The organism is Rouxiella sp. WC2420 (assembly GCF_041200025.1).
In the GTDB taxonomy this organism is placed as follows: Bacteria; Pseudomonadota; Gammaproteobacteria; order Enterobacterales; family Enterobacteriaceae; genus Rouxiella.
The window spans coordinates 3,159,366-3,175,213 of record NZ_CP165628.1; the positions used below are offsets into that span (position 1 = coordinate 3,159,366).

At 55.9% G+C, this 15,848-nt stretch carries 14 protein-coding genes; 7 read left to right on the forward strand and 7 right to left on the reverse strand.

Going from position 1 to position 15,848, the window contains the following annotated elements; genetic code table 11:
* Positions 1 to 24: 24 nt before the first annotated feature.
* From AB3G37_RS14385 to AB3G37_RS14415, 7 genes are all read right to left on the reverse strand, one after another.
* Positions 25 to 1,191 carry an aromatic ring-hydroxylating dioxygenase subunit alpha gene (locus AB3G37_RS14385; RefSeq protein WP_369788225.1) on the reverse strand — a complete coding sequence of 389 codons (1,167 nt, stop codon included), beginning with the start codon at positions 1,189 to 1,191 and terminating at the stop codon, positions 25 to 27.
* Positions 1,192 to 1,287: 96 nt separating this feature from the next.
* Positions 1,288 to 2,313, reverse strand: a complete 1,026-nt coding sequence (locus AB3G37_RS14390; protein ID WP_369788226.1) for an LLM class flavin-dependent oxidoreductase — start codon at positions 2,311 to 2,313, stop codon at positions 1,288 to 1,290.
* A gap of 50 nt (positions 2,314 to 2,363) precedes the next feature.
* Positions 2,364 to 3,281 (reverse strand): amino acid ABC transporter permease, encoded by a 918-nt coding sequence (locus AB3G37_RS14395; RefSeq protein ID WP_237712970.1) that lies wholly within the window; start codon positions 3,279 to 3,281, stop codon positions 2,364 to 2,366.
* A gap of 46 nt (positions 3,282 to 3,327) precedes the next feature.
* Positions 3,328 to 4,101: an amino acid ABC transporter ATP-binding protein gene (locus AB3G37_RS14400; RefSeq protein WP_009635355.1), complete on the reverse strand. Its 774-nt coding sequence runs from the start codon at positions 4,099 to 4,101 to the stop codon at positions 3,328 to 3,330.
* A 15-nt stretch (positions 4,102 to 4,116) separates the two neighbouring features.
* Positions 4,117 to 4,881, reverse strand: a complete 765-nt coding sequence (locus AB3G37_RS14405) for an SDR family NAD(P)-dependent oxidoreductase (RefSeq protein ID WP_369788227.1) — start codon at positions 4,879 to 4,881, stop codon at positions 4,117 to 4,119.
* Positions 4,878 to 6,545, reverse strand: a complete 1,668-nt coding sequence (locus tag AB3G37_RS14410; protein ID WP_369788228.1) for an FAD-dependent oxidoreductase — start codon at positions 6,543 to 6,545, stop codon at positions 4,878 to 4,880. Before AB3G37_RS14410 ends, AB3G37_RS14405 begins: the two co-directional genes overlap by 4 nt.
* Positions 6,546 to 6,558: 13 nt before the next feature.
* Positions 6,559 to 7,461 carry an ABC transporter substrate-binding protein gene (locus AB3G37_RS14415; protein ID WP_037377545.1) on the reverse strand — a complete coding sequence of 301 codons (903 nt, stop codon included), beginning with the start codon at positions 7,459 to 7,461 and terminating at the stop codon, positions 6,559 to 6,561.
* 373 nt (positions 7,462 to 7,834) lie between these two features.
* Here AB3G37_RS14415 and AB3G37_RS14420 point away from each other — a divergent pair, with 373 nt between their 5' ends.
* The 7 genes from AB3G37_RS14420 (at position 7,835) to AB3G37_RS14450 (ending at position 15,743) form a co-directional block, all read left to right on the forward strand.
* Positions 7,835 to 8,560, forward strand: coding sequence for a FadR/GntR family transcriptional regulator (locus AB3G37_RS14420; protein WP_050956134.1), 726 nt, complete (start codon positions 7,835 to 7,837; stop codon positions 8,558 to 8,560).
* Positions 8,560 to 9,585, forward strand: coding sequence for an ABC transporter ATP-binding protein (locus AB3G37_RS14425; protein ID WP_369788229.1), 1,026 nt, complete (start codon positions 8,560 to 8,562; stop codon positions 9,583 to 9,585). The genes AB3G37_RS14420 and AB3G37_RS14425 overlap by 1 nt, the downstream gene beginning before the upstream one ends.
* Positions 9,582 to 10,697, forward strand: a complete 1,116-nt coding sequence (locus AB3G37_RS14430; RefSeq protein ID WP_009635349.1) for an ABC transporter ATP-binding protein — start codon at positions 9,582 to 9,584, stop codon at positions 10,695 to 10,697. Before AB3G37_RS14425 ends, AB3G37_RS14430 begins: the two co-directional genes overlap by 4 nt.
* Positions 10,694 to 12,226 (forward strand): ABC transporter substrate-binding protein, encoded by a 1,533-nt coding sequence (locus AB3G37_RS14435; RefSeq protein WP_369788230.1) that lies wholly within the window; start codon positions 10,694 to 10,696, stop codon positions 12,224 to 12,226. The genes AB3G37_RS14430 and AB3G37_RS14435 overlap by 4 nt, the downstream gene beginning before the upstream one ends.
* 27 nt (positions 12,227 to 12,253) lie before the next feature.
* A complete protein-coding gene (locus tag AB3G37_RS14440) occupies positions 12,254 to 13,198 on the forward strand; it encodes an ABC transporter permease (RefSeq protein ID WP_369788231.1) in 945 nt (314 codons plus the stop codon).
* Position 13,199: 1 nt separating this feature from the next.
* The gene (locus tag AB3G37_RS14445) at positions 13,200 to 14,075 is read left to right on the forward strand and encodes an ABC transporter permease (protein WP_369788232.1); all 876 of its coding nucleotides are present in this window, start codon (positions 13,200 to 13,202) and stop codon (positions 14,073 to 14,075) included.
* Between the two features lie 66 nt (positions 14,076 to 14,141).
* Positions 14,142 to 15,743 carry a gamma-glutamyltransferase family protein gene (locus tag AB3G37_RS14450; protein WP_009635345.1) on the forward strand — a complete coding sequence of 534 codons (1,602 nt, stop codon included), beginning with the start codon at positions 14,142 to 14,144 and terminating at the stop codon, positions 15,741 to 15,743.
* The last annotated feature ends 105 nt before the right edge of the window (positions 15,744 to 15,848 follow it).

Sequence of the window (15,848 nt, forward strand, 5' to 3'; positions counted from 1 at the left end):
AGTTAATTTTTGAAGTTTTTTGAACTATAAAAGCTTGCGCTTCATATAGTTGGCCAGATGCCAGACTGTGCGTTCGAGATGCCCAAGGCGACCCGGTTTCGCCAGCTGCGAGCGACTACCGCGACGCTGCAGGCTGTTTATCTCGAGATCTTCGGCAATGATCGCCTTGCTGCCATTTTTCATCTCTTCTGCCGTGGCGGCGAAACCTTCCTGCGCCATCGACTCTTTGGAAACCAGCACCAGACGATGCCAAACAGTTTTATCTTTATTGATAGGCAAAAGCGTGCTGATGCTTAAACGGTCGGGATTGATGCCGATCAGGCAGAACGGGTAGATAAGCATCAGGTCGATACGGCGCAGATCTTCTTCGCTCATGCCGTCAAACGGCAGCAGTCCGGCAGTCAATACCTCGCTGACTTCGCCATTTTTACGCAGCGGCTGATGACAGAAGGTCCAGCCGGGCCCGTCTTCGCCGATATAGCTCAAACGGCCGGGAAAGCTGTCTTCCAAAGTCGTGCGATGTACCGCCGAATGGTGATAGCACTCCATAAAAGTTTCCACCGCCATCTTCCAGTTGAACGGACAGTCGTAATCCAGCTCATAGGCGGTTTGCAACTCGGCAAAATGATATTTCTCGAACAGCGGCATGACCGGCGCAAGGCGGGTTAGCAAAGAATCAACGCTGGCAGAAAAAGTGATGAAAATCATCCCGGCGACGATCTCGGTGCGGATCTGTGGCAGCTCGCAGGACTTGCGGTCAAAATCCTCGGCCTGATTCATCAACGGCGCGCCCACTAGCTGCCCTTTGGTGTTGTAGCTCCAGTTATGGAACGGGCAAACAAACGCCCTGGCATTGCCGCTGCCTTCAACAATCGGTACCCAACGGTGCAGGCAAACGCGGGACATCACGCGAATACCGTCGTCGCTGCGAGTACAAAGCAGCGGTTCATCGATAATATCGAGACTGAAATAGTCACCCACATTAGGCACTTGCGAAACGTGACCAATAAACAACCAGTCCTCACGGAAGATCTTTTGATTTTCTAGCTGAAAAAATGCATCGCTGTTATAAGCCTGCGGCGGCAAAGTGGCAGCCAGTCCGGCGTCAGCGCTTTGTGCCGCGGTAATCTGATCGGCGATGGCTTGTCCATCATCAAATAAACAGTCAATTCTCTGAGTCAAGTCGAGCATGGTGTAGCCTCCATAAATTCAATTTATACAAGAGATTGCATGATGACGATTGATTAATTGCAGATCGTTTATCCGGCGTTTTTTCAGCAGCTAGCCTCAGCAGCGTATGCGCCCCAGCTCCCTCTCCAGCAGCGGAATGACTTCGTTACCAAAGCGCGTCAGCGAACGCAGCGCAGGGTCTATCGGCATATCGCCAAACTGGAAAAAGCAGTTGTAATGCGTTGCGCCAGTGTCCTGCACCTCACGAATAATTCTGTCGGCCACGCTGCGCGGATTTCCAATCATCAGATTGCGGCAAACTTCCTCGGCGTCCGGCTCGTTGGCAAACGGCGGTGCGGTGATAAATGCGCCGTCAGTCAATGTTTCTTTCTCATGCAGCGCGGCAATCATGCGGGCAACAAACATCGCGCGCTCGGCAGCCTGATGCGCCTGCACCTGACTATCAGTGATATGAATATATTGCTGGACCGCGACGGGACGCTGGCTATCGATCCCCGCCTGTTCCCAGCCCTGTCGAGCATCACTGACCATTTGCCTCAGGCGCGGCGAACCGCGATAACCGGCAGTCATAAACGGCGTTGGGTTCCAGGGTTCAAAGGCGCGCAGAATATGCGGATTGGTGCTGGTGACAAACAGCGGGGGCAGCGGCTGTTGCAGCGTATTTAACAAAAAGTCAGTGCGCAGTGCTTCGCCGTTGAAGCCGAGCGACTCGGTTTTGCCAGTGGTCAACGCCGAGGCTACCTGCGCCCAACCGTCGAGCAATGCCTGATTGCGCTCGTCAACGTCCAACCCGTAGCGTTCAAATTCATAGGCCTGGTAACCGCTGCCGATACCCAGCACCAGTCGGCCTTCGGTCAGACGGTCGACCAGCGCGATTTCCTGTGCCAGCCGCATCGGGTGATACAACGGCAGCACGATCACCGCCGTCCCGAGTTTGATACGCTGGGTATAACCGGCCATGTGCGCAGCCATCATCAATGGCGAAACGCTGAGTGAATAATTGGTAAAATGGTGTTCGGCGAACCAGGCGGTTTCAAAACCGATTTCTTCAGCCAGCGCGACCATTTTACGGGTATCTTTGATGACCCCCTGAATACCTCCAGGATTGTCCTTAAAAGACATTAAATTGAATAATCCAAGTTTCATCATGCCCCCGGCGAAAACTGCGTGAATTAACGGCGTTTGCCTTTCTGGAAATAGCGTTCAATTTTGCTCTGGATAGTGCTAAGCACCGTCGTCGCAGCCAAATACCAAATACAGGCAACGATCAATAACGGGATATTTTCATAAGTCCGCGAATATATGGCCTGTGCGGAATACAGCAGGTCCGATAATGAAATTACGCTGACCAGCGAAGTGCTTTTCAGCATACCAATCACCTGATTACCGGTTGGCGGAATAATAAACGGCACCGCCTGCGGCAAAATAATGCGTTTCAGCCATTGGATTTTCTGCATACCCAGCGCGCGGGCAGCTTCCTGCTGGCCTTCATCCACCGAGGACATTCCGGCGCGGATAATCTCTGCCATATATGCCGCTTCGTTGAGGCCGAGTCCTAATATTGCGGCGGTCCACGGGGTAATCAGATCATTCATGCTGCCGGAGTAAAGAGTGGGCATAAACGGTAAACTAATACTAAAAGTCGGATATAACGCCGCCAGGTTGTACCAGAAAATTAATTGCACCAGCACCGGCGTGCCGCGAAAGAACCAAATATATCCACGGCTAAATCCGGCAAATAATGGATTTTGCGAAAGACGCATCACCGCCAAAATAACACTCAGGACAATCGCCAGCGCCATAATCACCAGAGTCAGCCACACGGTGACCCATAGGCCCTCAAGAATGGTCGGCGAGAACAAATATTTGCCCACCGTTTGCCAGCCAAAATTAGGATTCGTGATCATCGAATGCACGACCATGACGATTAGCGCGAGCCCTACGGCCAATGAAATCCAGCGCCCGTAATAACGCGGGGCGACCACCGTCATTGGCTGCAAAGTAGGTGGCGTCAATGAGGACGGCGTTCGCGTGCTTGCTTCTTTCTCCGCCAGTGCGAGTCGCGGGCGAGGCTGATTATCTGTCATCATTTCTCTCATTCACTCTTGCGCAAGGAAGGACAGTCAGTCCGGATATTCACAGCACGCGGGTCAGAAAATCTCGGGTGCGTGCGTGAGCGGGAGCGGTAAACAGGCTCTGCGGCGAACCGGTTTCGATAATCGCCCCGTTGTCCATAAATGCCACTTTGCTACAAACCTCACGGGCAAACGCCATCTCGTGGGTCACTACCACCATGGTCATACCGTCCTCGGCCAGTTTGCGCATGACATCGAGCACTTCGCCGACCAGTTCCGGGTCCAGCGCGCTGGTTGGCTCGTCGAACAGCATGATGTCAGGCTTCATCGCCAGAGCGCGGGCAATCGCTACGCGCTGCTGCTGTCCGCCGGAAAGTTCAGAGGGATAGGCGTCATAGCGATGGCTCAGCCCGACGCGGTCCAACAGCTGTTTGGCCTCGCTCACTGCCTGCGCGCGCGGCACTTTCTTGACCTGCATCGGCGCTTCGATCACATTTTCCAGTGCGGTCATATGGCCAAACAGATTAAAACGCTGAAACACCATGCCGATGCGCGCTCGCTGGCGAACGATTTCCGACTCCTTTAACAGGTGCAGCTTGTCGCCAACCTGTCGATACCCAATCCACTCGCCGAACACCTGCAGCGAACCGCCGTCAATTTTTTCGAGATGATTAAGGCAGCGTAAAAAGGTTGATTTTCCCGAGCCTGAAGGGCCAATCAGACACACCACCTCACCGCTTTCGATACGCAGATCTACGCCTTTGAGGATCTCGACGCCGTTAAACAGCTTGATCACCTGCCGGGCATCTACTGCCGGTATATTGCCTGCTGCCATGATGTTTCCTCTTTTTCAGGGAGCCAGATACCAGGTACAAACCCCGCCGCCGTCGACGATCAGCATCTGCCCGGTGGTGTAACCGGCATCGTCGCTGGCCAGATAACTCACCGCCTTTGCCACCTCAAGAGGCGTTCCGGCACGGCTTAACGGCAGGCGTGACACCTCTTCGGCCAATACTTTTTCCTGCTGTTGCCAGCCGCTGTTCGCCTCGCGGATAGGTCCGGGGCTAACGCCATTAACGCGAATGCCGTACTGCGCCCATTCCATCGCCATTTGGGTGGTCAGGTTGACGATTGCCGCCTTGCTGGGGCCAAAGGCGCCCGCCCCCGGATAACAACGGTGGGCCGAAGCTCCGGCGATGCTAATAATGCTGCCGCCGCGCTCGAGCATGATTTTTGCAACCTCGGTGCTGGTGATAAAGCAGCCGGTGGCGTTAGACTGCAACACCGTTTGCCACTGGCTATCGCTGAGTTCCAGCAGGCTGGCGTGGGCGCTGGCTCCGGCGTTGTTGACTAAAATGTCGATCCCGCCCCAGTCGGCGACAACCTGATTCACCAGCTTAGCCACGCTGCTGCGTTCGGTGAGCTCAGCTTGATACAGCTGAACCTGACCGCCCGCCTGCACAATCTCCATCGCGGTTGTTTCCGCGCTGTGGCGGTCGTGGCGATAAACCAGCGCAATACGCGCCCCGTTGCTTGCCAGCTCCTGGCAGATAGCGCGGCCAATGCCTTTCGCGCCGCCGGTGACCAGTGCGACCTGGTTGTTAAAATTACTCATGACGATTTTTCACCCCCATTCAATGACGCTGACTGTGCGGCCAAAGTGCGGCCGCAAATGTATCCCCAGGTCAGATTCGGCCCAAGCGTGGTGCCCGCACCGACTGCCTTGGTGCCAATCGGATTGGCCATCGCCACCCCGGCACAAAATAGTCCACGAATAATCTCGCCGTCGTGATGACGCACTCGCCCAGACTCATCGGTTCTCGGGCCGCCTTTGGTCGCCAGAAACGAGCGATTAAACGGCACTGCAACAAACGGCGGCTGGCAGATATCCATCAAACCGCCGTGAAAACGCGTATCCGCTTCCCCGTGCGCCGCCGACTGTTCACGATGAAAATCTTCATCGACGCCGTGCTGACAAAAACCGTTAAAGCGATTCACCGTGGCATCGAGACTGCCGTGCGGCAGTTTGAGTTTCGCCGCCAGCGCGGCCAAAGTCGGCGCTTTAATCATCCAGTTTTGAAAGCGCATCGCTGTCAGACGCAGCATGGGTGAACGCTGCAACAAACGGCTATCGGCCACCAGCCAGGCCGGAAGATGTAACGGCATCCCTTGCTCGTTGCGGGCGTCCAACACTGCGCCAAGGTTGAAAGTAAATTCATTGGTAAAGCGATTGCCGCGAGCATCCACCAGAATGGCGTTGGGCTCATAGTGGAAGTAAACCGACAATCCATAAGGCTTGCCGAGATAGCGCCACGGCACCGCGCCGCCCATGTTGGCCTGATCCATATGCGCCAGCTGCGCGCCAATCTCTTCCGCCATCCGCTGCCCGTCGCCGGTATTACTGTCCGGGCTGCAAACGTAGTCCATCGCGCCAGGAAAATGCTGCTCGAGGCGCTGCGCGTCCCCTTCAAAGCCACCGCTGGCAATCACCACACCTTGCGAAGCTCGAACTTCAATCTGTTTTCCCAATTGTGAATAACGAGCACCGATCACCTGATGACTGCCGTGGGTAAGCAGACTCTCGACTCGGGCGTCGCTCACCACACGACAGCCTAGCGCCAGACATCCCGCCAGCAGACCGGTTACCATCGCCCCACCCTTGGTGCGCAGACGACGGGCAAATCGCCAGACCAGCTGCGGCGAAAGGCGACAGGCCACACCAATCGGGTGATGCCAGATATCGTGCTTAATCACTTCGTGGTAGGTATAAAATTGTGGCAACGGTGAAGGCCTAAGTTTGAAATGTCCAAACTTGTCAAGCACGCTGGCCGCCAGGGGTAACGGGGCCAGCATTCGCCCCTGTCGTTTGGCTCCGACAAAAGTGGCCAGCGGATCGGCCTCGTCAGTCAACGCAAAGCGCAGCGGTGAATGTTTTTCAACGAATGCCAGCATCTCGGCGGCAGAGTCGGTAAAAGCCCGCCACAGCGCGTCTTCACTCTCGGCCCAGCCCTGCGGTGCCGTGGCGCGCAGGTATGCCAACGCCTCGGCGGGTGAATCCTCGACTCCCGCCTGTCTGGCGTGATGATTGGCGGGTATCCAGGTCGCGCCGCCTGACATCGCGGTGGTGCCGCCCAGCCAGGCGCTTTTTTCGACAATCAGCACCGATAATCCTGCTGCTGCGGCCTTCAGCGCCGCGCTAAGCGCCGCACCGCCAGAGCCGATAATCAGCACATCGCATTGCTCGATGAGTTCTTTACCGAGATTTTCAGACTGAAGCATCTTGGTGCCTCAGTCAGATTGGGTTGGTTTTCATCAGGTTGATGCCCGGCTTGGACAGACGCACGTCAGTCAACTGCCACTTGGTCATTATTTTGTCGTAGGTGCCGTTTTCATGCAGTACGTTGAGCGCCTTTAGCAGCGACTGAGCCAGCGCGTCATTTTCGTGGGCAACCACCATGCCAAGGTAGTATTTTGGCATCAGCGGCATTTCAATAGTGCGGATTGGCCGCGGCGCTTTCTTCTTGATTTCACCCGCAGCGGCGGCGTCGTTGAGCACAAAGTCTACTCGCCCGGCATACAGCGCCAGCAACACTGCATCGGCAGAAGGCAGCGTGACCGTTTTAATCGCCGGTTTACCCTGCTTGACGCAGTTAGGGGTATAGATTTCATTGATGGCGTGCTCGAAATCGGTGCCGGTCTGCACGCCAGCATTCAAGCCGCACAGCGTCAGCGGATCGGCCTTGACGCTGGTGTTGGTCGCCAGCGTATAAACTTCATTGGTTGCGTAGGCGTAGTTAACGAAAGTGACTTGCTTCTCACGATCCAGACTGTCGGAAATGCACTCCACCGCCACGTCATAGCGCCCGCTTTTCACACCGGGGATTAGCCCGTCAAAATCGATTGATACGGGTTTAACCTTCACGCCGAGCACCTGGCCCATGGCATCCCAGAGGTCTGGTTCGAAGCCGACCATGGTTTTATTGTCATCGGCGAAAGATTCACACGGCGGATAGTGTGCATCGGTGACCAAATTGAGCACTTTGCTTTGGCGGATTTTTTCAGGTAATTGCGCGTGCAGCTGGGCGTTCATCGCCAAGGGTGCGTCTGCTGCAAGGGCGGGTGCAATAGCGGAAACACTGGCAAGAGTAACGCAAAGATAAGACAAGGCAGACACCGCGACAGATTTCATTTTCATGTTTTTGGACCCCTGGTAAAAGTTTGCCATCTCTAAAAAACCCAGTTCCATTCTGCAACCATCATGCCAAATTTAACTAACCGATTAATTAACAGGCTGTACGCGGCCTGCACAGCTTGTACATTAAATAATCAAATTGGCTTTACTGAAAACAATCCCCAACAAGGTGCAAGGTTTTAGAAAAGACGATCAAATTGGGGCAGAGTCAGCAATGAACCTTTACTGATTGATTCAAGATCTGAATCACATTAACTCGCTGAAAATTATTGTTATCTATGGCTCATACACAATTAATTTCCGAACCAAGTACAAATTGGTTCGATTTGTGCAACCTATTTTCCATCAACATCACCAGCAGATTGAGACGCGGACCATGCCTGAGAAGCTCGACACTTTAAAAATCCACGGCAACTCGCATTCCGCACTGGAACAGTTGCGACAGCTGCTTGAGCAACATTCCGACGAGGGCCAGCCGCTGCCACCGGAGCGCGATCTGGTGCTGCGCTTTGGCGTCGGTCGGCGTGAGATCCGCCGCGCGCTTGACGTGTTGGCTGAGGAAGGACGTATCTGGCGTAAGCAAGGCAAAGGGACTTTTATCGGCCCCAAGGCCCCGGCCCAGCCGCTTAGCCTGCAAACTCTACCGCGACAGTCGAACCTGCTGGAAGTGATGGAAGCGCGGTTGCAGATTGAACCGGGGCTGGCGAAATACGCGGCGCTGCGGGCCACGCCCGAGCAGGTGCAGCTGATGTGGCGCTTGCTTGACCGCATGACCACGCTGGCGGCCGACGACGCCGACCAGATTGAACTGTGGGACAGCGCTTTTCACCGCGCTATCGCCGATGCTGCCGGAAACCGCCTGCTGCTCGGGCTGTTTGACGCCGTAGATGCAATCCGCCGTGACCCAAGCTGGCAGGCGGTGCGTGACAAGGCGCGAAATCAAGAACGCCTCGACATTTATGACCATCATCATCGGCGCATCGTGGAACATATCGCCGCCCGCCAACCGCTGGAAGCCGCCAGAATGATGCGCGAACACCTGCTTTTTTTACAGAACGCCTTTACCGCCGCCCTGAACAATGACGATGAGGAGCTTATTTGATGGACTCACACCCTGTTCCGCCGCTGCCCTTGCTGGCAATTGATCAATTAAAAGTCCAGTTTCGCGGCAGCCCGGCCACCGTGCTGGACGGTATTTCGCTGAAAATAGAAGCCGGAAAAACGCTGGCACTGGTCGGAGAATCCGGCTGCGGCAAGAGCGTGACCTCGCTGGCGCTGATGGGCCTGCTGCCACAAAGCGCGCAAGTGATGGAGGGCGAGGTACAGTTTGACGGCCACGGGCTGCTGACCCTGAGTGAACGGCAGTACGCCGATCTGCGCGGCCAGGATATTGCCATGATTTTTCAGGAGCCGATGACCTCGCTGAATCCCGCATTGACCCTCGGCGACCAGATAAGCGAGGCGGTGATGCGCCATCAGAATGTCGATAAAGCCGAGGCCCTGCGGCAAACCCTGCTAATTTTACAGCAAGTGCAGATTCCGGCTCCTGAACTGCGGATGAAAGCCTATCCGCATCAGCTTTCCGGCGGCATGCGCCAAAGGGTGATGATTGCAATGGCGCTGGTGAATCAACCCAGGCTGCTGATTGCCGATGAACCCACCACCGCGCTCGACGTCACTATTCAGGCGCAAATCCTCGCCCTGCTCAATCGCATGCAGCAACAAAGCGGCAGCGCAATGCTGTTGATCACTCATGACCTCGGCGTAGTGGCTGAAGTTGCCGATAACGTGGCGGTGATGTATGCCGGGCAAATCGTCGAACAGGGTGACGTTGCCGCGCTGTTCAACGATCCGCAGCATCCTTACACCATCGGGCTGATGGGATCGATGCCGTCTCTGGCCTCACGTCAGGGTCCGCTTTCAACCATTCCGGGCGCGGTGCCGCTGCCTGCCGACATGCCGCAGGGCTGTCGTTTCGCCACCCGCTGCCCGTTTGCCGATCTGCGCTGTCATCAGCATCGCCCCGCGCTGACCTCGCTGAACAATACAACTCATCAGGTCGCCTGTTTTAAAGCACCGCTGGAACAGCACTTTTCCCTGCAAACCTCACTGGAGGCGATGCCATGAACACTCATCCGCACCCTATCCTCGAAGCCGTCGGTCTGAGCAAAGTATTTGCCGGTCCGCCATCACTGTTTCGTAAGACTCCCGGCGTGCAGGCCGTAGACCGGGTTTCTCTGCGTATTTTTCAGGGCGAAACGCTGGCGATTGTTGGCGAGTCAGGCTCGGGAAAATCCACTCTTGGCCGCCTGTTACTGCAACTGCTGCGCGCCAGCGAGGGTGACGTGTTTTATCAAGGGCAAAATATCAGCCGCCTGTCGAATGCACAGATGAAGCCACTGCGCCGCGAGATGCAGATCATTTTTCAAGACCCGTTTGCCTCGCTGAATCCGCGCATGACCGTTGAGCAAATCGTCGGTGAACCACTGTGGCTGCACAATATTGTGCCCGATGCCGCCGCGCGCCGTGAGAGAGTTCGCGAGCTGCTGACCACCGTCGGCCTGCCAGCCGCCTTCAGTGGGCGCTATCCGCACGAGTTCTCCGGTGGCCAGCGGCAAAGGATTGGCATTGCCCGCGCACTGGCTTCACAACCTAAACTGCTGCTTGGCGATGAACCTGTTTCGGCGCTGGACGTCTCGGTGCAGGCGCAGGTGGTAAATCTGCTGGAAAGCCTCAAGCAGCAGTTTGGCCTGACAATGATTGTCGTCGCCCACGGGCTGGCGGTGATCCGCCATATGAGTGACAGAGTGGCAGTGATGTATCTCGGGCAAATCGTCGAACTGGCCAAGGTGGACGATATTTTTGATGCCCCGCTGCATCCTTACACTCAGGCGCTGATTGCCTCCGCCCCGCTGCTGACGCCGGGAGTAAAGCGGCCGGTAGACCTGTTGCAGGGCGATATGCCAAATCCGGCCAATATGCCCGGCGGCTGTCGTTTTCATACGCGCTGCGCCTACGCCACCGATCAGTGTCGGCGGGTGGAACCGCTGCTGGAAAATGTCGGCGACTCGCGGCAGGTGGCCTGCCATCGCTGGTCTGAGCTATTACGTTCCAGAACGGCGGTGCTTATTCCGCCTCCCTCGGCGGCCTTTACGCTGCGCCGCGCCCTATTCGAACAGGCCAGCAACCAGCTGGCGACCTCGCTTAACGCCAATACCACTGAAGGAACAACGCCATGAAATTTCGTCCCCGGCTGTCGGCAGCTCTTAGCGCCGTGCTGTTGCTGACCAGCGCTGCTTCTGTTTATGCGCAAAGTGCTCACGCAGAAAGTACTCTGCGCATCGGACTGGGCGCTGACCCGGACCAGCTTGACCCGGCCACTGCCCGCACCTATTACGGTCGCTTTGTCTTTAGCGCGATGTGCGATCGTCTGGTCGACGTCGATCAGCATCTGGCGATCGTTCCCGGCCTCGCTACCGACTGGTCATACAGCGCCGACGGCAAAACTCTGAGCATGAATCTGCGTCAGGGCGTGCTGTTCCACGACGGTGAAAAATTTGATGCCAACGCGGTGAAATACAACCTTGACCGTTACCTGACGCTGACCGGTTCGCTGCGCAAAAGCGAGATTTCTTCCATTGATTCGGTTGAGGTTACCGGCCCTTACAGCGTGAAAATACACCTGAAGAACCCGGATGCCGCACTGCTGATGCAGTTGACCGACCGCGCCGGTGCAATGATGGCCCCAATCGCCACCGCCAAAGGCAACGTGGCGGCGCATCCTGTGTGCTCCGGCCCTTATGAATTCGTCAGCCGCGTACAGCAGGACCGCATCGTGCTAAAGCGTTTTGACCAGTACTGGAATAAAAGCGCCTACCATTTTGACAAGATTATCTTCTTGCCGATCCCTGACGCCTCGGTGCGTTTGGCCAATCTGCAGGCAGGGGATCTGGACGTCACCGAGGGTATTGCCGCCACCGACGTAAAAACCGTGAAGGCAGACAGCAAGCTGGCACTGGCGACGGTGACAGGTCTGGGTTACATGGGGTTAACCGTCAATCTGAATAACGGAACCGCCAACACCACAGGCGCGCTGGCTAAAGAAACCAAGGTTCGCCAGGCACTCTCTTTGGCTATCGACCGTGATGCATTAAATCAGGTGGTGTTCCAGGGCCTGTTTACCCCAGCCAATCAGCCGTTCTCACCCGTCAGTCCTTACCACGTTGATTTGCCCATTCAGGCACGCAACATTGATAAAGCCAAGGCATTGCTGGCCGAGGCCGGGGTAAAAACGCCGCTGAATATCGACATGCTGGTGCCGAATAACCCTACCTCCCAGCAGGTGGCGCAGGTGTTACAGGCCATGGTCAGCGAGGCCGGTATTAACCTCAACTTGCAGATGACTGAATTCGCAACCCTGTTAGACAAACAGCAGCGCGGCGACTATCAACTCAGCATGTCCGGCTGGTCGGGTCGTCCTGACCCTGATGGCAGCATTTATTCGTTCCTCAACAGCAAAGGCGCGCTTAACGATGGCCGATACAGCAATCCCCAGGTTGATCAATGGCTGCTGAGCGCGCGCCAGACCAGCGATGTCTCTGCGCGCAAGGCGTTGTACAAAAATATCGTTGAGCAGGAAAACGTCGACTTGCCGATTATTTATCTGTATTTCGAGCCGCGCATTTTCGGGATGAGCAAAAAAATTGCCGGTTTTACGCCGTATCCTGACGGGCTAATCCGCTTGCAGGGCATGACGCTGACGCAGTAATTCGTTAAACAGCAACAGGGGATTCTTATGCTGGAGTTGATTTGCAAACGTCTGATATCCGCCGTGCCGACGCTGTTTTTGGTCACGCTGATGGTGTTTTCGCTGCAAAAATTGCTGCCGGGCGACCCTATCACTGCAATGGCGGGCGAAGAGCGCGATCCGGCGGTGATCGCGCAGCTGCGGGCGGAATATCACCTCGACGATCCGATCCCGAGTCAGTATTTCCACTGGGTCGGCAACGCGCTGCACGGCGATTTTGGTATCTCGCTGCGCACTCAGGAACCGGTGCTGCAACTGATCGCCAGCAAATTGCCGGTTACGCTGGAGCTTTCACTGTGGGCGATGTTGATCGCGCTGATTATCGGCATCGGCATGGGTATCACGGCGGCGGTAAATAAAGGTACCTGGATTGATAACGGGGCCAACTTTGTTGCGCTGTCCGGCATTTCGGTCCCGCATTTCTGGCTCGGCGTGTTGTTGATCATGTTTTTCTCGGTGAAATTGCAGTGGTTACCGGCCTCAGGTTACGTGCCGTTTTCCGAGGATCCGCTGCAAAATCTGCGTACCATGATTTTGCCGGCGGCGGTGCTTGGCACGGGTCTTTCTGCAACGCTGATGCGCCACACGCGAGCGGCAATGATTGCAGTAATGAAAACCGACTACATTCGTACCGCACGCGCCAAGGGTCTGCTGCGCAAGAAAGTGATCTTCAAACACGCACTGCGCAATGCGCTGGTACCGATTATTACTCTGACAACCCTGCTGTTCGGCGAACTGCTGGGCGGAGCGGTGTTGTGCGAACAGGTGTTCACCCTCCCCGGCTTTGGCAAGATGATTGTCGATTCAGTGTTCAACCGAGATTATGCGGTGGTTCAGGGCGTGGTAATGGTGGTCGCGGTGGGTTTTCTAGTGATGAACCTGCTGGCCGACGTGCTTTATGTGCTGGTCAATCCACGGATGCGAAGGGGATAACATGAGCCAAGTCATTTTCTCGACTACACAGTCAGTTAGCGCAAAACGGCCCAATCGCGTGCTTGGCAAATTTTTGTCAAACAAAAGCGCGGTGATTGGCGCAGCGATTGTGATAATTTTTGCTTTGCTCGCCCTATTTGCGCCGTGGATTTCACCGTTTGATCCGATCAGGGCTGACTTTATGGCGGTGCGCAAAGCACCTTCCGCGCTGCACTGGCTGGGCACCGACGAATTGGGCCGCGACATTCTCTCGCGGCTGTTTTGGGGGGCGCGCACCTCGCTGATGGCGGGCTGTGTTTCAGTGGTTATTGCTATCGCCATCGGCGTGCCGCTGGGCCTGCTGGCCGGCTACTGGCAAGGATGGATCGACAGCGTTATTTCAAGAATCATCGAGGCCATGCTTTCTTGCCCATTCCTGGTGCTGGCCATTGCGCTGGGTGCGTTTCTCGGCCCAAGTATTGGTAACGCGATGATCGCCATCGGGCTGTCTGCAATGCCGATTTTTGCCCGCCTGACCCGCGCGCAGGTGATGAACATCCGCAATGAAGAATATATAGAAGGCGCAAGGGCTATCGGCTTGCCCGACCGCTGGATAATCGTCAAATATGTCTTACCCAACGTGATGTCCCCGATTGTGGTTCAAGCGACGCTGGCCATTGCCTCGGCGATTATTACCGAGGCCAGCCTGTCGTTTCTGGGATTGGGACAACAGCCCCCTTACGCCTCGTGGGGTGCGATGCTGAACACCGCGCGCAGCTTTCTGGGGCAGTCGCCGTGGATGTCACTGTTTCCCGGTCTGGCGATATTTCTCGCCGTACAAGGGTTTAATTTATTGGGCGATGGCTTGCGCGATGCGCTTGATCCGCGAGCGGATTAATCTCTGGCAGCCCGCGCCTGACCGTGAATATCACCTTAAAACAGGCTCTCTTTTACAGGAGTAACTATGTCTCAGTCTTATGATTTTAACGTCGGCTATCCGACACTGCGCCCAAGCATGATGGGCGCCAATGCCGTCTGTGCCTCACAGCCTTTGGCGGCACAGGCAGGAATGCGCATGCTGATGCTGGGCGGTAACGCGGTGGATGCCGCCGTGGCAACCGCGATGGCACTGACCGTGGTTGAACCCAGCGGTAATGGCGTTGGCAGTGATGCCTTTGCCATTGTCTGGGATGGTAAAAAAGCCCATGCATTGAACGCCTCGGGGCGCTCACCGGCGGCCTGGAATGCAGAATATTTTGCCGGAAAATCAGCCATGCCAATGTACGGATGGGATTCGGTCTCAGTGCCGGGCGCAGTTTCCGCCTGGGTTGAATTGGCGAAAAAATTCGGTAGCCTGCCGCTGACTACGCTGGCGCAACCCGCTATCGACTACGCGCGCAATGGCTTTCCGGTATCGCCGCTGATTGGCCGCCTGTGGAAAATCGCGGTGAAAAAACTCAGCGATCAACCGGGCTTTAAAGAGTGCTTTGCGCCAAACGGCGTAGCCCCCCAAATTGGTGAAATCTTCCGTAACCCAGCGCTGGCCGACACATTGGAGCTGATTGCCAAAACCAGTGGCGAAGCGTTTTATCGCGGCGAACTAGCGGAGAAAATCATCGCCCACAGTCAATCCTGTGGCGGTGCCATGACGCTGGACGATTTGGCTAACCATCAGGTTGATTGGGTGGAAACCATGACCCAGTCGTTCGCCGGTGGAACGGTGCATGAATTGCCACCCAACGGTCAGGGGATCGCCACGCTGATTGCGCTGGGAATTCTGGAGAAGCTGGATATTGGCTCGCAGCCGGTAGATTCAGTGCAGACTATCCATTTATCGATTGAAGCGATGAAACTGGCGCTGGCCGATCTCGACCAGCATATTGCTGACGTCGATCATATGCATTTCAGCCCCGAACATTTGCTGAGCGACGAATATCTGCAACAGCGCGCCGACCTGATTGACCCCAAACGTGCCAGCGATGTGACTTACGGCTCACCAAAACCAGGCGGCACCGTGTATCTCACTACCGCCGATGCCAGCGGCATGATGGTGTCATTTATTCAGTCAAATTATATGGGCTTCGGTTCGGGCGTGGTAGTTCCAGGCACTGGGATTAGCATGCAGAATCGCGGCTGCGGCTTTGTGCTGGACCCGACGCACGCCAACTGTGTTGCGCCGAACAAACGCCCGCTGCATACCATTATTCCGGCGTTTGCAACTGACGGCGAAGGCAAGCCACTGATGTCGTTTGGCCTGATGGGCGGCCCGATGCAGGCTCAGGGACACTTACAGCTGGCGGTACGCGTTATGCTTTATGGGCAGAATCCGCAGGCCGCAATCGATGCGCCGCGCTGGAGGGTGACTGAGGGCCGTCAGGTGGCCATTGAATCAACGCTGGACACCAACACCCTCGCTGCGCTGCGTGCCATGGGGCATGAGCTGATAGTAGAAGACCCGTTACAGGGTCACAACTTCGGCGGCGCACAGGTTATCGTTCGTCATCCACAGGGCCACTACCTCGCCGGGACCGAATCGCGTAAAGATGGCCAGGCGCTGGTGATGTAAAGCAATCTCTTTTTATCACCTTTGACCGAGGATAAAATGCCCTAAGATGTGACAGCGCTTCAACTTTTCCAGTTAAGGCGCTGTAATTTTCTCCGCGCTCTATAA